General features: G+C 42.8%; 12 protein-coding genes and 1 pseudogene. All 13 read left to right on the plus strand.

What is annotated here, in order from left to right:
• Positions 1–152 precede the first annotated feature (152 nt).
• The 13 genes and pseudogenes from G586_RS0119695 (at position 153) to G586_RS0119755 (ending at position 19639) form a co-directional block, all read left to right on the plus strand.
• Positions 153–1559 (plus strand): NAD(P)/FAD-dependent oxidoreductase, encoded by a 1407-nt coding sequence (locus G586_RS0119695; RefSeq protein ID WP_035773738.1) that lies wholly within the window; start codon positions 153–155, stop codon positions 1557–1559.
• A gap of 29 nt (positions 1560–1588) precedes the next feature.
• A complete protein-coding gene (locus tag G586_RS0119700; RefSeq protein WP_207640732.1) occupies positions 1589–2662 on the plus strand; it encodes a peptidylprolyl isomerase in 1074 nt (357 codons plus the stop codon).
• A gap of 17 nt (positions 2663–2679) precedes the next feature.
• Entirely contained in the window at positions 2680–3723 is a 1044-nt protein-coding gene (locus tag G586_RS0119705; RefSeq protein WP_026529077.1) for a right-handed parallel beta-helix repeat-containing protein, read from the plus strand.
• A 16-nt stretch (positions 3724–3739) separates the two neighbouring features.
• On the plus strand, positions 3740–4483 hold the full coding sequence (locus G586_RS0119710; RefSeq protein ID WP_026529078.1) for a nucleoside/nucleotide kinase family protein: 744 nt from the start codon (positions 3740–3742) through the stop codon (positions 4481–4483).
• Between the two features lie 224 nt (positions 4484–4707).
• A complete protein-coding gene (gene htpG / locus G586_RS0119715; RefSeq protein WP_026529079.1) occupies positions 4708–6825 on the plus strand; it encodes a molecular chaperone HtpG in 2118 nt (705 codons plus the stop codon).
• 597 nt (positions 6826–7422) lie between these two features.
• A pseudogene (locus tag G586_RS24125) lies at positions 7423–8121 on the plus strand (ABC transporter ATP-binding protein); the annotation flags it as partial.
• Between the two features lie 275 nt (positions 8122–8396).
• Positions 8397–9884 carry an efflux RND transporter periplasmic adaptor subunit gene (locus G586_RS0119725; protein ID WP_026529080.1) on the plus strand — a complete coding sequence of 496 codons (1488 nt, stop codon included), beginning with the start codon at positions 8397–8399 and terminating at the stop codon, positions 9882–9884.
• A 25-nt stretch (positions 9885–9909) separates the two neighbouring features.
• Positions 9910–11127: an ABC transporter permease gene (locus G586_RS0119730; RefSeq protein ID WP_026529081.1), complete on the plus strand. Its 1218-nt coding sequence runs from the start codon at positions 9910–9912 to the stop codon at positions 11125–11127.
• Between the two features lie 34 nt (positions 11128–11161).
• Positions 11162–12379, plus strand: coding sequence for an ABC transporter permease (locus tag G586_RS0119735; RefSeq protein ID WP_035773740.1), 1218 nt, complete (start codon positions 11162–11164; stop codon positions 12377–12379).
• A 197-nt stretch (positions 12380–12576) separates the two neighbouring features.
• Entirely contained in the window at positions 12577–16158 is a 3582-nt protein-coding gene (locus G586_RS0119740; protein ID WP_026529083.1) for a DUF5717 family protein, read from the plus strand.
• Between the two features lie 150 nt (positions 16159–16308).
• Entirely contained in the window at positions 16309–17616 is a 1308-nt protein-coding gene (locus tag G586_RS0119745) for a DUF5716 family protein (RefSeq protein ID WP_026529084.1), read from the plus strand.
• Entirely contained in the window at positions 17613–18443 is an 831-nt protein-coding gene (locus G586_RS0119750) for a hypothetical protein (protein WP_026529085.1), read from the plus strand. Before G586_RS0119745 ends, G586_RS0119750 begins: the two co-directional genes overlap by 4 nt.
• Positions 18443–19639 (plus strand): hypothetical protein, encoded by a 1197-nt coding sequence (locus G586_RS0119755; protein ID WP_026529086.1) that lies wholly within the window; start codon positions 18443–18445, stop codon positions 19637–19639. Before G586_RS0119750 ends, G586_RS0119755 begins: the two co-directional genes overlap by 1 nt.
• Positions 19640–19643 lie beyond the last annotated feature (4 nt).

The raw sequence follows: 19643 nt of genomic DNA on the forward strand, positions 1-19643 counted from the left end.
ACGTATCAGTTACACATTTTTGATCAAGCGGACTCATGGCTGTCACAGTTTTGTGGCAGCCATGTTTTTCTCTCTGGATTTCACCTTCACCCACAGGGGGAAGGTGTCGCGAAGCGACGGATGAGGGGTAATTTAAGTAAAAGAGGTAAATCATGGCAACAAACAAAAACGTAGACGTACTAATAATCGGTGCTGGTCCTGGCGGCATTTTCTGTGCTTACGAGCTTATAGAAAAACGCCCGGACTTAAAGGTAATGATTATAGAAAAGGGCAGATCTATTGAAAAAAGAGAGTGTCCCAAGAGAAGAACAGGAAAGTGCATGGGATGTAAGCCCTGCTCAATTACAACCGGCTTTGCGGGAGCAGGTGCTTTTTCTGATGGAAAACTTTCCTTATCCCCCGATGTTGGAGGAACACTTCCTGATATCTTAGGATATGATGAGGCAACATCTCTTATTAAAGAATCTGATAACATATATCTGAAATTCGGTGCAGATGAGAGTGTATACGGAATCGACAAGGCTGAGGAGCTTCGCGAGATCAGAAGAAAAGCTATCAATGCGAACTTAAAGCTTGTTGAATGTCCTATAAGACATCTTGGCACTGAGGAAGGCTATAAGATTTATAAGAAGCTTCAGGAGCACCTTGAGGAAAAGGGCGTGGAGCTTATGTTCAATACAATGGTAGAGGAAATCCTTGTAGAGGATGGAATCTGCACAGGTGTTAAGACCAATAAAGGGGACACTGTTTTAGCTAAGGAGATTGTATCAGCAGTAGGCCGTGAGGGTGCTGACTGGTTCCATTCACAGTGCGACAAGATCGGAATTGAGACAAAGCCCGGAACAGTTGATGTCGGTGTCCGAGTTGAGGTAAGAGATGAGGTTATGCAGTTTTTAAATGAAAACCTCTATGAAGCTAAGCTCATTTACCACACACCTACATTTGACGATAAGGTCAGAACCTTCTGTACAAATCCTTCGGGAGAGGTAGCTACTGAGTACTACGAGGGCGGCCTTGCGGTTGTTAACGGACATGCCTACAAGAGTCAGGATTTCAAGACAGACAATACCAACTTTGCACTTCTTGTGTCTAAGAACTTCACCAAGCCCTTCAAGACACCTATTGAATATGGTAGGAAAATTGCGGAGCTTGCAAATATGCTTTGCGACGGAAAGATACTGGTGCAGACCTACGGAGATTTCAGAAGAGGCCGCAGAACTACTGATGAGAGACTTGCGAGAAATAACCTCATTCCTACACTTAAGGACGCTGTGCCCGGAGATCTTTCACTTGTGTTCCCTCACAGAATAATGGTTGATCTTGATGAGATGATCCAGGCACTTGATAAAGTGACACCCGGAATCGCATCTGAAGAAACTCTTCTTTACGGTGTTGAGGTAAAGTTCTATTCTAATAAGGTAATAGTTAATAAGGACTTTGAGACTAGCATCGGACATCTTCGCGCTATAGGCGACGGAGCAGGAATAACCAGAGGCCTTCAGCAGGCTAGTGCGAACGGACTCAAGGTGGCAAGGAGTATACTGGAAAAACTTTCATGATGAAAAATGTCACTGCCGGGGAAAAACAATTGATTAAAAACAGTATGAACGGAATCCGAAAAGTCGGAGCAGTACTTGCGCTTACGATATTTTTATCGACTTCAATCACAGGCTGCGCTGCTATAGAGAATACCAGAGTAGTCTTTACAACAGGTTTTCAGGAAAATGAACTTTTCAGGATAGAGGACCGATCATGTCTTGAATCAGAGTTTATGGTCTATCTTGTGAATTCTAAAAACACCTACGAGGATGGTTTTGGAAGCGAGATATGGGATGTGAATGTCGGCAATGATAGCATGGAGAGCTATGTAAAGGACAAGTGCCTTTCGACTATCTCTCAGGTAAAGGCGATGAATCTTCTGGCTGCCGAAACCGGGATAGAGCTTACGGAAGCAGAGATAAGTACTGCAACGGATGCCGCTAAGGAATATTTTTCTTCCTTAAATGATGATGAAAAAAAGGCTATGGGGAATATCGATGAGGAGACACTTTCCCTGATGTATCAGGAGTATGCTACTGCCGATAAGCTCTATAACTACATCATCAGAGATATCAATCCTGAGATCAGTGATGATGAGGCCAGAACCATTACAGTTGAGCAGATAGTTTTAAATACATGGACCCTTGATTCTAATGGAGATAGGGTTATGCTTGAGGGTTCCGATAAGGAAGCTGTTAGAAATAAGGCCTTGCAAATCCAGAGAGAAATAGGTGAAGGCACAGACTTTAGCGTCCTTATGGAACAATATAACGAGGCGGAGGAAGGCACAGTTTCAATCGGTAAGGGAGACAGAGATTCTGAGATTGAGACAGCTGCATTCAATCTGGATAACGGTGAGATAAGCGGAATTATCGAATCTGAGGATGCTTATGTTATCTTAAAGTGCATCAGCACTTTCAACAGAGAGGAGACAGAGGCTAACAAGATAAGAATTGTTGAGGAAAAAAAGAGAGAGGTTTTTGGGAAACAATATGATGCATTTGCGTCAGAACTTTCCAGAATTCTGAATCAGGGACTGTATGATAAAATACATATAACGGGGACGGAAAACGTTAAAAACAGCAGCTTTTTCGAGATATACAAAAACTACTTCAATGAATGATATTTATGGAGGTGCTTATGAGGGCTAAAGCAAAAATGTTATCTATGGTAGTTGCGATGGCAGTAACGATTCCTGTACTTGCAGTGGGTATGCCGGGTGGGGGCACGGTAAAGGCAGCGGGAACTTTTAAACCCGAGGACTTTGGCGCAGTCGTAAATGACGGCAATGGCGACAGACAGGCTATAAAGGATGCTCTGGAGGAAGCTGCCAAAACAGGTGGCGGAACGGTTGTGTTTAGCGCCGGAACCTATGATATTGATATACTTGATTTTAGCGGCTCCGGAATAGGAATTTATGTAGATAAGCCTGATATTACGTTTCAGTTCGATCCCGGGACAACACTTAAGGCTATGCATACTAAATTTGATGAATATCGGATTATAGATGTAAGAGCCGATGGCTTTACTTTGAACGGGAATGGCGGATCCGTAATCGGAGAAAGAAGTGGTCATACAAAAGTAAATTCTGATGAAGGCCATGGAATCGGGGTTATAGATTGCAATAATGCTTCCATCTCGAATGTGACAATCGCTGACAACTGGGGCGACGGAATTTATCTTGGCGCTGCAGGAAGTGATGGCACGCACCCCGGCTGTAAAAATGTAAAGATTACAAAATGCACTATTAAGAATAATAGGCGCAACAACATAGCAATTGTCGATGCGGATAATGTTACAATTGATGGCTGTAAAATCAGCAATGCCAATGGAGCAGCACCTCAATGCGGTATTTTGATCGAGCCTAATACCAATGGCGGTAATGTTCCTAAGAACTCTGTCTGCAAGAATATTACCATCAAAAATACCACAGTAAAGTGCAAGAAGAAGGGTGATAAAAACGGACAGTTCTTTGCGTTTAATATCCTGAATCCCTACTTCAATTCCAATAATAAGGTTGTTGCAAAGAACGTTAAAATAACCAATTGCACATTTAAAGGTGACTGCGGCAATTATTCGGGAAAAAGTGTCACTCTTAAAAAGTGTAAGATCAAAGGGACTTTTTACGAACATAAAAAGACTACGAAAAAGAATTGCACTATAAAGAATAACTACAAATTCTAAGGCGCAAGGAGTCTTGATGAAATCGTTTGATGTTAACATAAATGGAATAGAAGTTAATGCTGTATATAGTGATACTGCGGTAAACGATATCTTTCTTCCACTACTTAAGAGTCTTTCGGAATTGCAGAGGAAAAAGGGTTCTCGCATTCTGGTGATGCTTGCTGCGCCGCCGGGTGCAGGAAAGAGCACGCTGGCAAGTTTTTTGGAGAAGCTCTCAAAAGAACATGATGAACTCGTAGATGTTCAGGCAATAGGAATGGACGGTTTTCACAGAAGACAGGAATACCTTCTTGAGCATTTTGCCGAGCGGGATGGTGAAAAGGTTCGCATGGTAGACATCAAGGGAGCTCCGGTTACCTTTGATCTTGAGAAGCTGACAGCAGAGGTAAAAAGAGTTGCAGCGGGTGAAAAGTGCGGATGGCCTTCCTATGACAGACACCTTCACAATCCTGTTGAGGATACTTATCATGTGGAAGCGGACATAGTTATTCTTGAAGGGAATTATCTCCTTCTTGATGAGGATGGATGGCGGGACCTTAAGAACTACGCGGATTACACTATAAAAGTAACAGCAGACGAGAACTTCCTTAGAGACAGGCTCATCGACAGGAAAATAAAGAGCGGGAACACTGAGGAAAAGGCAATCCATTTTGTGGATTACAGCGATATGGCCAATGTGAGGATTTGCCTTGATAATTCTGCAGAGGCGGATATGACGCTTGTCGTAAGTAATGATGGAGAATATTTGATCGCGCAATAAATTATAGAAGCTTCGCTATGAATGCGAAGCTTCTTTTATAATGATTTAAACCCTTGTGTTAGCACTCGTTTTTAGTGAGTGCTAATTTTTTATTGACTTTTGCTCCGTAGGGTTTTAAACTCATATTTGTGGGTATTCTATACTATGTAGAACACAGCACCACATTTATATGTAAAAAACGCGGACTGCATTTCGATTCCGCGATAGTTATGGAGGCTTTTACAATGGCAAAAAAAGGTAATCTTTCAATCAATTCAGAGAATATGTTTCCTATTATCAAGAAGTGGCTTTATTCTGACCACGACATATTCTATCGTGAGGTTATTTCAAACGCTTGTGATGCTATCACCAAGATCAAGAAGATGGACATGATGGGAGAGTACGAACTTCCTGAAGGCTACAAGCCCCGTGTTGACATCGTTCTTAATGATAAGGATAAGACTATAAAGATCATCGATAACGGTATCGGTATGACAGCTGAGGAGGTTGAGGAGTACATCAACCAGGTGGCATTTTCAGGTGCTACAGACTTCCTTAATAAGTACAAGGATAAGGCTAATGCTGACCAGATTATCGGACATTTCGGACTTGGATTCTACTCAACATTCATGGTATCCGATTATGTAGATATCGACACTCTTTCATATAAATCAGACGCAGCTTCTGTTCACTGGACCTGCGATGGTGGCTCAGACTTCGAGATGGATGACGGCGATAAGAAGGAAATCGGAACAACCATCACACTTCATTTATCAGAGGACTGCCTTGAGTTCTGCAACGAGTACAAGGCTCGCGAAGTAGTTGAGAAATACTGCTCATTCATGCCTTACGAGATTTACATCTCAAGAGAGAATGAAGAAGGAACAGAGACAATCAAGGAATCCGAGAAGCGCGATGATGACGTAGTTATCGAAGTTATCGAGCCTGAGAAGAAGGACGACACCAAGGCTGAGGGAGATTCCTCTGAGGCTAAGGAAGATGAGAAAAAGCTCAAGATCAAGAGACGTCCCCAGCTCATTAACGATATTCATCCCCTTTGGGCTAAGACACCCAAGGATTGCACAGACGAGGAGTACAAGGAGTTTTACAGAAAGGTATTCCGTGATTACAAGGAGCCTCTCTTCTGGATACACCTCAACATGGATTATCCTTTCAACTTAAAGGGTATCCTTTACTTCCCTAAGATCAACATGGAGTTTGAGTCTGCTGAGGGAACAATCAAGCTTTACAATAACCAGGTATTCATCGCTGACAATATTAAGGAAGTAATTCCTGAGTATCTCATGCTCCTTAAGGGTGTGATCGATTGTCCTGATCTGCCGCTTAACGTATCAAGAAGCGCACTTCAGAATGATGGCTTCGTTAAGAAGATTTCCGATTACATCTCAAAGAAGGTTGCTGAGAAGCTTGCAGGTCTTTGCAAGACAGACAAGGAAAACTACGACAAATACTGGGAGGATATTTCACCCTTCATCAAGTATGGTTGCCTTAAGGACGACAAGTTCTGCGAGAAGATGAATGACTACATTCTCTTTAAAAACCTTGACGGAAAATACTTAACACTTCCCGAAGCTCTTCAGATCAATAAGGAAGCAGAGGAAGCAGCTGCAGCTGAGGAAGCTAAGGATGAGAACGGCAACAAGGTTGAGGCTGAGGTTGTAGATGAGAACGGTAATACAGTAAGTGGTGACGGAGCTAAAACTGATGATAAGAAGGACGAGGAAAAAGAGCCCCGCACTATCTACTATGTAACAGATGAGCAGCAGCAGAGTCAGTACATCAATATGTTCAAGGCTCAGAAGATGGAAGCATTCATCCTTAACCACAACATCGATGTTCCTTTCATTCAGCAGCTTGAGTCCAAGAATCAGGACATCCGCTTCCAGAGAATCGATGCGGATCTTACAGATACATTTAAGAGCAGAACTTCTAAGAAGGCTGAGAAGGAATTCGAGGAGATCGAGAAGACCATCGGCGAGAAGATGAAGAAGGCTCTTAAGAATGATAAGCTTGTTGTTAAGGTTGAGAAGCTTAAAGATAAGAAGATTTCCTCAATGCTTACAGTATCTGAGGATACACGCCGCATGCAGGATATGATGAAGATGTATGCAGCAAACGGCATGATGATGGGCGATCTTGGTCTAGGCGGCCAGACACTTATTCTCAACGCAAATCATCCTCTTGTTAAGTACGTTATGGAGAACGAGGAAGGTGAGAATGTAAGCACAATCTGCGAGCAGCTCTATGACCTTGCCCGCATCCAGAATGCACCTCTTGATGCTGACTCCATGACTAAGTTCATCCAGCGCAGTAACGACATCATGATGCTCCTTGCAAAGTAAAAATTGACGGTCTGTCCTGTGGGGACACCGGTAATATGTGCAATATATGCTCGCATCGAACCGGGAACTTCACTGAGCCCTGGTCATCCATCCATTCGCGCAAAGGCGCTTTGGATGGATAGGGCTCAGTTCCGTGGTTCGCATCTCGCATAGTATTGCACATATTACCTAAAACCCATTAGGCAGACCGTTTTCTGTTTATGCAATTCAGTGCAATTTAAATTGAATTCCGTGTATGAAGAGGGCCGTCTTGGTATCAAGGTATAGTATAGGGACGGTCGATGGACTTGAACTGCAAGAAACGAATTCTTGCTTCGAATGATAGAGCTATGTTTTATGAAGCTATAAAGGAAACTTAAGCAATCTTATTTGATTATGAATACATCTTGTTTTCTAATTCGTTATATAATATGGTAAGTATCAGTTAGTAATAAACGGGTCAGTTTTTGCTGACGAAAAGACGAAATAGTGCCTCAACTGAATGATCATTCGAGGTGCCATGACGTCAAGGAAGGTCAAGGATGATGCTTTGGATTTCACCGCAGCGGTATCTAAAGCATTATCCTTGACCGCTAATATCTATTTTGGGAGGAATTTATGTCTGCACTTGTAGAAGTTAGGGACATTTGCAAGGTTTATAATCCGGGGGAAAATGAAGTCAGGGCTCTTGATCATGTGAGCCTAACTATTGATGAGGGCGAATTTGTTGCCATCATTGGACAATCCGGTTCCGGAAAATCTACCCTAATGAATATGCTGGGATGCCTCGATACACCCACAAGTGGTAAGTATCTGCTTCATGGCATCGATGTATCTCACATGACAGACGATGAACAATCAGATGTCAGAAACAGGGAAATCGGATTTATTTTTCAGGGATTCAATTTAATACAGTCGCTTACAGCGCTTGAAAACGTTGAATTGCCTCTTATGTACAGAGGTGTCTCCAAGAAAAAGAGGAGAGAGTTATCAATTGCGGCTTTGGAACACGTAGGGCTTGGAAAGCGAATGACCCATAAGCCAACGGAGCTTTCGGGAGGTCAGCAGCAGAGAGTTGCCATTGCGAGAGCAATTGCGCAGGCTCCGCCGATACTGCTTGCTGATGAGCCTACAGGTAACCTGGATAGCGGCTCCAGCAGAGAAATCATTGCTACGATTAAAAATCTGCATGCAGAAGGAAGAACGGTTATTCTTATTACCCATGATCCCGGCATTGCTAAGCAGGCAAAGCGAATCATAACAATCAGTGATGGCAGGATAGCAAATGATGAGATTAATCCAGACTTTACGAGTGATGTACCTGTCAAAATAGAAAAGGCTATCGAAGCAAGTGCTTCCAGTGAAGAGAATGAGGCCAGTGAAACAAATACTGCCGTTAAAGAGAACACATCTAACGAAGAAAATAAAGATACAGAAGTAAATACAGCCAGCGAAGCAGAAACTGAAGAGAAAGCTGTTGAAGCAAATACAGGCATCGACGCAAATACGGAAGGAAAAGCTGAAGAAAAAGCTGAAGAATAATTGTCTTCACATTGAAGGAATATATCGGAAGAGTTGAAACAGGAGGAAGTATGGAGTTATTCAAGAAGAAAAAGCAGGAATTGGCAACAGGGGAAGAGACAGACAGCTATACACCCAAAAAGAAAAAGGGTTATATAAAGTTTATAATTCTTGGAGTTATTGTGCTGGCAATAGGGGGATATGTTTATTCAACTATTAAAGCTAAGAACGCACCTATGCCTGTGACAACCCAGGCGGTAGGAAAGGGAAGCGTAGAGGTTATTGTTTCAATAAGCGGTAATGTTGCTTCTGATGAGACAAAGACTTATTATGCAGGCATTCAGGCCCCCATTGAAAAGCTTGAACTGTCACAGGGTGACAGAGTTGAGAAGGGCGAACTTCTTTACCAGTATGATGAGACAGAGCTTGAAAAGATGAAGAAGCAGGCTGAGCTTAGCCTCCAGCAGGCAAATGGCAACTACAGCGGAAGCATTGAGAAAAACAACAAGGCTACAGATGTTCTTGAAGGCAGAAGCATTCATGATATTAACAATCGTCTCGATGCCATTACAGCTGAGATCGACGCACTGAATGACAAGATCAATGAGAAGACATCCAGAATGAATCAGACACTTACCGATCTTCAGAAGGTTAGTGCCGATGTAAATGAAAATGGTTACATGGACAGCTACGACGCTGCTCACAAAAATGATGCTCCTGAAGAGAGAACTACTGAGGAAGGCGGAAGACAGATGGCACTTGAGATTCAGGATGCCATTGCCGATGTTCAGTATGCTATTTCAAACGATGAAGAAATCAAGGAATGGAACAGACAGATTACAGCTCTCAATGAGGAGAAGCAGGATCTTGGCGAACAGTCATCTGCCGAGATGAGTGCTCTTACATCAGGTGAAAAGAGTGCTCTTTTGGCACAGAAGGAGCTTACAGAGCTTGAGAGTAACGATACAATTCAGGATATTGATGAGGCTATGGGCGGCGTTAAGGCTGATTTTGCCGGAGTTGTAACAGAGCTTGCCGCAGACAAGGGCGCTACAGTTGCTCCCGGAACCAAGATAATGACAATTCAGAGTACTGATGATGTCAGGGTTGATATTCAGATTTCAAAGTCTGATCTTGGAAAGGTTAAGGTTGGACAGCTTGTAGATGTGACTATAAGCGGTAACACCTATGAGGGAGAAGTGACTCACATTTCCGGTACTGCTGTCAACAATTCAAGCGGAGTACCTGTAGTTGATGCAAAGATTAAAATCAAGAATCCTGATTCCGGAATCATCCTTGGAGTTGAAGCAGGAAACAAGATTCATACAGATAAGGCTGAAGGCGTCATAGTAGTTCCTTATGAGTATATCGGAACTGATTCGGAAGGCGATTATGTATTTGTTATAGAGAATGGATTACTTGTGAGAAGGCCTGTAACTATCGGACTTTCAACAAGTACCGATGCAGAGATAACAGAAGGACTTAAAGATGGTGAAGTGATAGTTACTAACGATCCTGCGACTCTTACAGAAGGAACTAAGGTTATTGAAGCCAACTGATATAGTCAGCTGACAGATGAGGAATATGGATACATTACTTGAATACTTAGAAAGTGCAATTAAAAATATCATAAGTAACAAGATGCGCACCGGCCTTACCATGCTTGGCATCATTATCGGAATCGCCTCCGTTATTGCGGCTCTAACCATTGGTAACGGAATGGCAGCCTATGTGGCTAATGAGGTCAATTCCCTTGGTGGTAATGTGGCTATTGTATACCTTGACGGCACTGTGGCTGAAAGAGGATTCAACAATGATGATATAGCAGCTATAAAGGAAAACTTTCCCGGAATTAAGGGCGCCGCTTTTCAGGATGCCTCTATGGGAATAGTAAGCGGAAATAAAGGAAGCTATGACTGTTATATCTATGGCGCAAGCTCGGATTATCAATATACCAGCGGAACGCCTATGGGGACCGGAAGTTACTTTAGTGAAACACAGGTTGATCAGGGAGCGAGAGTTTGCGTCATCATGGAGAATGATGCAAAGCACCTTTTTGGAACAACGGATGCTATCGGTAAAACAGTGGAGGTGAATGTAGCCGGTAATACCGTTGAACTTGAGGTCATCGGTATTAAAGAGAACTGGAGCGAAATGATCACCAAGATGATGGAATTCGAGGGTGAAGATTACACGGTTATATTGGAAATGCCTCTTACTACCTATGCAAAAGCATTTAAAATGGATGTTTCCGAATTTTCAAGTATGGAGGTTTATTGGAAATCCGATGAGACAGATGAAATAGTTAAAAACGTGTCCAGATTTCTGGAGAACAGAATGGGGCTACGCGGGAAGGATGCTGTAAATTTTGAGAGTATGGCAGACATCACAAGCAGCGTTGATCAAATTATGAGTGCCATAACTGCATTCCTTTCATTGGTTGCAGCTATATCGCTTCTGGTTGGTGGTATAGGAGTTATGAATATTATGCTTGTATCCGTAACCGAGAGAACCAGAGAAATTGGAATACGTAAATCAATCGGGGCAAGAACCAGAGCTATTCTGATTCAGTTTCTTGCTGAGTCCGCAATCATATCACTAATGGGTGGAATAGTGGGTATCATCGTCGGGATAGGCGGGGCAGTAATCGGTTGTATTCTTCTTGATCTTACACCTGTGATTGACCCTGCGACAGTTGTGGGAGCTACACTATTTTCAATGATGATAGGAATATTTTTTGGAATCTATCCTGCCAGAAAAGCCGCAAAGCTTAAACCGATAGATGCTCTTGCAAGAAATTAAAGCGGAGCGAAAAAACTATGCGAATGAGGACATAATGGAATACTTAAGAAGCGCAATAGCAAGCATAAAACAGAATAAAGGCCGTACACTTCTTACAATGCTGGGCATTATTATTGGTATAGCTTCTGTTATCACGATTTTGTCCATAGGTAATGGAATGAAGGCTTATGTCAACAGCAGTCTTGATGACATGGCCGGAGGCGGCATTACGATAAATATAGATCCGAAAAAAACTGACAGATATCTTGAGGTTGATCAGCTTTTGAGGATAAAAGAGGCTGTTCCTGATGTTCTTGGAATTACTATATCAATAGGCACAAGCGGGTCAATCCTTACCGGAAGAGATGAGCTTTTTACCGGAATAACAGGCGGAATGCCAGATATGATAAACGAGTTTAAGGATGGTATGCATGCCGGAAGATTCTTAAGAGAGGATGATGTGGAATCTGCCTCAGCGGTTTGTGTTATTTCGCAGAGGGATGCAATTCTTCTCTTCAAAACGGATGATGTTCTCGGCAAGAATTTTACTCTTTATATCGGGCCAAAGAGTGCTGAAATGACTGTAACCGGAGTGCTGAAGAGTTCCCCGCAGGAAGTTGAGAGTGCAAAACGTGTTCTGAAGGAGCAGGAAGCTGCGTATTACTGGAGCGAAATGTATGTTCCGTACACATTACTTACCAGTAAGTTCGGACTTTCCGGTGATAAGATTACATCCTTTAAGTTTTACACAAGTCCGGGAATAGCTGATGAAACTGCTCTTAAGGTAAAAAGTGTTACAGAGAACATTCTTGATATAAGAGGCGAAAGTGCTGTTAAAATTCAGTCATTTGCAAGCATCGCAGGGACCTATACAAGCGTCCTTAATGTTGTGACACTTGTTGTTGCCATGATTGCCGCAATTTCACTGGTTGTTGGTGGTATAGGCGTTATGAACATCATGACTGTAACAGTAACTGAGAGAACCAGGGAAATCGGTATAAGAAAATCTCTGGGTGCAAGAACCTCATATATTCTGCTGCAGTTCCTGACAGAGTCAGCTCTTATTACGCTGATAGGCGGAATGATAGGAATGCTGATGGGATTTTTGTTTACGAGAATAGTGGGCAATTTTATGTCTTTCCCGCCGGTAATAAGCCCGGAGAATGTTCTGATGGTTGTTACCATTTCAGTTGTTGACGGACTATTCTTTGGAATTTATCCCGCAAGAAGGGCGGCGAAGCTTGATCCGATTGAGGCATTGCGACAGGAGTGATTAAGATTTATAAGATCGGTTGCCAAAGGCAATATAACAGATGAACCAAAGTGATAAAAAACATAACATATTCAGAGTCACTCAAAAAAAATGAGTGACTCTAATTTTTTGAAGAAAATCTATGCTATAATACAAAAGAATATGACTTCTTGGATAACATATTCAAGAATAAATGTTTTCTTCTGGGGAACTTCTACGTGAATAGTGTTATTGACCGATTATTAAATGGACAATTTGATAATATAGAAAGAACGCTCAGCTTCTCTTTGCCGCGTCTGGAGCTTAACATCAAGCCGGGCGAGGTTTTTGAAGGGAGCTTTACTATCTATGGACCTAAGGACAGAGCAGTGCAGGGATTAATCTCTACATCTGAGCTCCGTATGCAGGTTCTTACAGCTGATTTTTCCGGATATGAATATGAAGTTGGATTCAGGTTTGATGGCACGGGCTTAAGCGCCGGTGATGTCATCAAGGGTGAGTTTGGCGTCATTTCAAATCAGGGCGAATATCAGCTTCCTTTTGTTGTGAACGTGGAGATAAGCCACGTAATGTCCAGTATGGGACCTATCCGCAACATGTTTCATTTCGTGAACCTTGCTAAAACCGATTGGGATGAAGCAAGAAAGCTTTTTTATTCTGATGAATTCATAGATGTTTTTCAGGAAAGTGACAGTAGCTTTGAGAGTCTATACAGGGGACTTTCAGCTGTTCCTATGTCCGAAGCGAATATGGAGGAGTTTCTGATTGCAATTAAAAAGAAGCAGCCTGTCGCTTATATTCCTGACAGAACGGAGATAGTGATAGATAACCCCACAGCTGTATCCGAGCATACAATAATGATAGCCAGGAACGGATGGGGATATACTCATCTTGAGGTGGAGTTTGACGGGAAATTCCTTGAGGCTGATTCCATAGACCTTACAGATAGCGATTTTCTTGGGAACAACTGCTTCTTTAAGTTCAGGGTTGATGCAAGTAAGCTGCATGACGGTAATAACTTCGGTGCCATTACTTTCAGGACACCCTACATCGAGGTGAAGATTCCGGTAACCGCCAAGGTTAACCTCGGCATAGAGCATCTCTCAACCATAGAGATGGAAAAGAAGAAGCTCACCGTGGAGCTTGTGAAGCTGTATGAGAATTTCAGATGTAAGAAGATCGGATCAAGAGAGTGGCTTTCCGAGAGCGGACGTCTTGTGAACAGAATGAATGCAGTGGATGCAATGGATCCTGCGTTCAGACTTTATACAGCACAGTATCTGATCACAGCTTCAAGAGTATCTGAGGGCAAATGGATACTTGAGCAGATGAAGAATATTCTTGAAGAAGAGTATCCTGATGATGATACGCTTTATTGCTATTATCTCTATCTCACGACACTGGTTGAGAGAGATGAATACTCAACCAATGAAGTGTCTCGTATGATGGAAGGAATTTTCTCAAGAAATTCCGATAATTGGAGAATCGCATGGCTCCTACTTTTCATCTCGGAAGAATATGCCTCAAGCCCTACCAGCAGATGGGTGCTTTTAGAGCAGCAATTCCAGGATGGATGCAGAAGTCCGATCATTTATATTGAAGCCATTAATCTTATGACAGAGTCACCTGTAATGCTTTCCAAGATGGGTGAGTTCGAGCTTCAGACACTGAGATATGGCGTGAAAAAGGGAATACTTCAGCAGAATCTTGTGGATCACATTATTTATCTTGGTTCAAAAGAGCGATACTACAATGATAAGCTCGCTAAGATTCTGATGGCGTGCTATGAACTCAGGAAGGATAAGGAGAGCCTTGATGCAATCTGTTCACTTTTGATAAAAGGAAACAGAACAGATCCTGAAGCCTTTAACTGGTATGCCCTTGGTGTTGAGGAAGAACTGCATATCACAAGGCTTTATGAGTACTATATGGCATCTATTTATCTCGATGAGGATGGAATGCTTCCATGCGAGATTTCAAAAATGGTGCTCATGTTCTTTTCATACCAGAGTGATCTCGACTATGAAAAGAATGCAATCCTCTACAGATACCTTCATGAACACAGAGACGAGTATCCTGACCTCTATGATTCCTACAGACTTCAGATAGAGAAGTATCTGCTTGAACAGGTGGATAAAGGAAGAATCAATAAGGATCTTGGATATTTATATAAAAATCTTTTGACCAGGCAGATGGTTGATGCCAGCAATTGCGACAAGGTTTTAAAGATTCTCTACAGCAATGAGATCAGAACAGATAACAAGCGCATGAACAGAGTAATAGTTGTTTATGACAAGCTTGAGCAGGAGGTGGAGTATCCACTTAATCAGGGAGTCGCATACGTGCCTCTTTACGGAAGTGATTACTCTGTATTCCTTGCCGATGCGGATGACAACAGATTTGCGGAAGGAATTCCTTTTGTGAATCAAAAGCTGATGCTTGTTGGACAGCTTGCTTCCTATGCGATTCCTTATATTCAGAAAGGGCAGGAGAGTGTTGAGCTGTTCCTTTGTGAGATAGAGAAAAACTCCTACACGATCACTATGGAGAATGTGGGCAGATTCAGAGAGCTTGCAGGTGATCCTAAGATTCGTACAGTGTGCAGGAGGAATATCAGAGAGAGCCTTATAAGGTTCTACTATGAGAACAATTTTGAGCGTCAGCTTGCCGAGTACATGGACGAGGTTACCATGGAGGACCTTGGAACAGCTGATCGCAGCAGCATGTTTGAACTCATGGTTATGTCCGGCAATTACGATATGGCATATAACCTTGTGAGAAGGTTTGGTACACATAAGCTTGATCCCAGAATAGTGATGCGACTTTTCGGAAGGCTTATGGACAATGATGCGCTGGAGAATACGGAGGAGAATGCCAAGATTGCGTGGTATGCGTTTTCTCATGCCAAATATGATGAGCAGCTTCTGACGTTCCTTGCAGAGAACTATTTCGGTACCGTCAAGGAGATGCGCGATCTTTGGAAAACCGCCAACAATCAGGGTATAGAGGTATTTGAGTTAACGAAGAGAATTCTTACACAGATACTTTATACGGGGGCACATATTGGTGATAAGATTGCACTTTTCAGAAGCTATGTTGAGAAGAGTGGCGGCGGAGATGAACTTGAGAGGGCTTTCCTTGCTAAGTCTGCCAATGATTATTTCGTCGATAACATGGTGACTGACAGCTACGTATTTGAGAGGATTGGAGTTCTTGCAAGAGAAGGCATAGAACTTCTTGATGTATGCATGATGGCTTACCTCAGAAGCTTTACAGAAGCTAATCATGACCAGCTTAAGCCGGATTCCGATATAGTGAAGGAATTCCTTAAAAAGCTTCTCGCCAAGGATATTTATTTCGCATTCTTTATGCACTATCAGAATGAGCTTCCGGAGATGCAGCAGTTCTGTGACAAGTCGATAATCGAGTACAGAACGAATCCCGGAACAAAGTGCATCGTACACTATATTTCCAGCGAGGATGAGGATGAAGAGTACAAGACCATGCCGATGCAGGAGATGTACAGTGGCATTTATGATGCCTGGTTTATCCTCTTTTTCGGAGAACAGATTCAGTACTACATCACCGAGGAGGATTACAATGGCCGCGGTGAGAGACTGACGGAGAGCGGAACCATCTCCAAGAGCGATATCGTTCAGGAGAGCATAAGCGGACGCTATTCTATTATCAACGACATTATGATAGGAAAGACGCTTCAGGATTACGACACTGTGGACAGACTTCTTTCGGAGTACTACAGGAAGCGGTTCTTAACCAGTAAATTATTCAGAACACTATAATATAGCCTTCCCCTTTTTAGGAAGGTACCAGTGTGAGTTTAGAAAATATAAGCCTTCCCCTTTTAGGAAGGTAGCAGTGTGAGTTTAGAAAATATAAGCCTTCCCCCTTTTAGGGGGAAGGTGTCAGCGAAGCTGACGGATGAGGGTTAAATGCAATTTTTCAGAGAATCAAAAAACGCAAGAAGATATGTACTGGGCTACGATCTGGGAGAGGATGTCTCGCAGATCAGTTTTCTTGCATCTGATTCTGATCTTCCTGAGACACTTTCAACTCTTGCCGGAGCTGAGGCATACAACATACCTACAGTCCTTTGCAAGCGTAAGGATGTTAACCAGTGGTTTTACGGTAAGGAAGCTGTTGCCAAGATAGAGGCTGAAGAAGGCATAAGGGTTGACGGACTTATCGAAAGAGCGAGAACGGGAAAACGTGTAAATATTGACGGAACAGGCTATGATCCTGTTTCGCTTCTCACTTTGTTTGTAAAAAGAACACTGTCACTTCTTTCCATGGAGCTTTCCATGGACATGGTTGATGCCATAGCTTTTACCACCAGAACGATGGACAGCAGAATGATAGAGGTTTTATCTGAGGTTACCGGGGCACTGTCACTTCCTATTAAAAATATCTTCTATCAGAGCTATGAGGACAGCCTTTATCATTACATGCTCTATCAGCCGGATGAGCTTCTTTCTCATGCGGTTATTGCATGTGATTACAGCTTTGGAGATATGACAGTATATGACATGAAGCTCAATCACAGGACCAGGCCTGTTGTCGTAACAATAGATAAAAAGACCTATGGCGGCATGGTTCTGTCACAGGGTAAGTTTTCCGAGAATTCCAAGGAGCGTGCTGAGCAGGTTTCAAGACTGGATGAGAGATTTCTGGAATTTTCCGAAAAAACCATGGAGGGCAGAATTGTCAGCTCGGTTTTCCTTTTAGGAGATGGCTTCAGAGATCAGTGGATGCAGAAATCACTGGAATTTCTCTGCAGGACAAGACGCGTATTTCAGGGTAACAATCTTTTCAGCAAGGGTGCCAGCATCGCGGCAAGGGAAAAGGTTGGTCCCAGTGAGCGCATGAGTAGATATGTTCTTCTTGATGGAGGAAAGCTCAAGGCTAATCTTGGACTTATGGTAAAGAAGCAGGGTAAGGAGGTTTATCATGCTCTGCTTGATGCCGGTGAAAACTGGTATGACGTATCATGTGGTTTTGACCTTATTTTAGAGGATGAGAATCAGGTAGATGTGATAATTACACCTCTTACCGGAGGCGAAAGGTACGTGCACACAATAGAACTTAAGGACCTTCCGGAGCGCCCTCCCAGAACTACAAGACTTCGTCTTAAGGCTGCCATGAGGGCTGCCGACAAGGTTAATGTACATATAGAAGACATGGGATTCGGAGAACTCTTTGAGAACTCCGGTCTGTCATGGGATGAGGAGATTTCGGTATGAGCGGACTTATACTTTGTACCGGAAGGTACGCCTTAAAACCATATTATCTGGAAAAGCTTGGCAGACGAATCTATTCAATCGAGGAGCTTTGCTACTGCATTACACAGAATGCATTTCTTATCGACACAGATTTCTTTGATATTGCTCTTGTTGACTGGATCGGGAATGAGCTTGGACTTGAAAAACTCTCTGATGAGCTAAGGACCATGATAGTACATAAATGCTCTGCCGTTTCACTCTCGAGCATGATACTTGAGTATGTCGGTTATTCCTCTAAGGAAGAGATGGATAGCACGGAAGAGACTTTAAGAAACAACGCCGATATGGATATTTACGAAAAGCGAATGTCCAGGGCAGAGTTTTTGATGAAGCAGGGGCACATAAGTCAGGCATTTGGTGAGTTTGATTATCTCATTAAGCACATGCCGGAGATGGATAAAAATGTCCGGGCTCAGATAGAGCATTATCAGGGTGTTCTGTACGCGCACCTTTTCATGTATGATATGGCTGCGGAATTTTTCAAAAAGGCCTGGGATGACGGAGGTGCTGAGGAGTCTTACTTAGGATACCTGGCAGCCAAGCGAATGATGATGAGCGAGAAGGAATATGTTGCTTTTGTCGGTTCTCACAAGGAGGCACATAATCTTTCACTAAAGCTTGAGCAGCGAATGGAGGAAGCAAGCGAGCTGTACGATGCCAGCAGTGCCAATATTAAGCTGAGAAGCCTTGAACTGTACCGCTCAGGGGCTAAGATGAGCGAGTACTATGAAGAGGTGGAGCGAATTACGAAGGATATGAAAGAAGAATATCGGGGATTAGTTGAGTAATGGGGCTTTTTGATCTTTTCAGAAAAAAAGATACATATCGCGAGGAACGTTTTCAGCAGAATGAGCTTGAGAACTGGAACGATATCGTTTATACAAGAAAAAACATCGATATGGATGATCCTGCCCAGAGAAGGGAGTATGTTGAAAACTGCCTTCAGCAGATGGCCGAGGCCAGCAGGGAAATGGATTCGCTCCAGTTCGAGTATCGTGTTGTGACGTCACACCTTAGGGATATTGAAGAAATTGATAATCTTCCACCTGAGAACAGATCGGAAGTAACTCAGTGTGCACAGCGCCTGATCGATTCTGAAGAGCAGCAGAAGCACTTTAACAAACGTAAAAATCGTATGAACGATCAGGAATTCGAGAAGATGGAACGTCTTCAGAGCACCATTAAGAAGGGAATTGAATCACTTCAGAGCGCTGAGGACCACCAAAAGAAGGTTAAAAATGACCTTCGAAGACTGGATTCCGAAAGACAGGCCTATGATTTCAGGCGTGCTGAAATTGAGATTTCCATTGATAATATGCAGAAACTGATGATAGTGGTTGCAGTTGTGCTGGGAGTTATAACGGTTGCACTTGCTGTGCTTTCACTTGCATTTAAGCTGGATGTGACCTATGGCTATATGATCGCCATAACGATTGCGGCGCTGTCATTTTTGTTACTTAATCAGAAAATTCATGAGGCCAGAAGAGAAAAGAAAAGGGTGCTTAATTCCATCGCCCGTATTATTCAGCTTCAGAACACGGTTAAGATCCGTTATGTCAATAATAAGAATCTTATAGATTATGAGTGCCTTAAGTACGGAGTAAACAATTCAAGAGAACTTGAGCTTTTATACAACAGATATCAGATGGAAAAGAACGAGCGCGAAAGGTACGCCATCGCTTCAAAGCAGTTTGATACTAATCAGAAGGCTCTTGTATTCACCCTTAGAAAATACAGGATAAAGGATCCTGAGATCTGGCTCCATCAGGCAGAGGCGCTTGTAAATCACAACGAAGAGGTTGAGATACGTCATGAGCTCGTAAGTCAGAGGCAGCAGCTTCGCAAACAGATGGACTATAACCGCGATGTAGTTGCAGGCAATGCCAAGAACGAGATCGAGGAGCTTGTTAGACAGTACCCCGTTTACCGCCAGGAAATACTTGAGATGGTGGACAGGTTCGAGCAGAGATATCCAGGGGCATAGGTTA

The organism is Butyrivibrio sp. VCD2006 (genome assembly GCF_000423925.1).
In the GTDB taxonomy this organism is placed as follows: Bacteria; Bacillota; Clostridia; order Lachnospirales; family Lachnospiraceae; genus Butyrivibrio.

Excerpts from the sequence above, each read along its gene's own strand:
- G586_RS0119695 (WP_035773738.1), top strand. The coding sequence starts at position 153 with ATGGCAACAAACAAAAACGTAGACGTACTAATAATCGGTGCTGGTCCT.
- G586_RS0119705 (WP_026529077.1), top strand. The coding sequence starts at position 2,680 with ATGAGGGCTAAAGCAAAAATGTTATCTATGGTAGTTGCGATGGCAGTA.
- G586_RS0119710 (WP_026529078.1), top strand. The coding sequence starts at position 3,740 with ATGAAATCGTTTGATGTTAACATAAATGGAATAGAAGTTAATGCTGTA.
- htpG (WP_026529079.1), top strand. The coding sequence starts at position 4,708 with ATGGCAAAAAAAGGTAATCTTTCAATCAATTCAGAGAATATGTTTCCT.
- G586_RS0119725 (WP_026529080.1), top strand. The coding sequence starts at position 8,397 with ATGGAGTTATTCAAGAAGAAAAAGCAGGAATTGGCAACAGGGGAAGAG.
- G586_RS0119730 (WP_026529081.1), top strand. The coding sequence starts at position 9,910 with ATGGATACATTACTTGAATACTTAGAAAGTGCAATTAAAAATATCATA.
- G586_RS0119735 (WP_035773740.1), top strand. The coding sequence starts at position 11,162 with ATGGAATACTTAAGAAGCGCAATAGCAAGCATAAAACAGAATAAAGGC.
- G586_RS0119745 (WP_026529084.1), top strand. The coding sequence starts at position 16,309 with ATGCAATTTTTCAGAGAATCAAAAAACGCAAGAAGATATGTACTGGGC.
- G586_RS0119750 (WP_026529085.1), top strand. The coding sequence starts at position 17,613 with ATGAGCGGACTTATACTTTGTACCGGAAGGTACGCCTTAAAACCATAT.
- G586_RS0119755 (WP_026529086.1), top strand. The coding sequence starts at position 18,443 with ATGGGGCTTTTTGATCTTTTCAGAAAAAAAGATACATATCGCGAGGAA.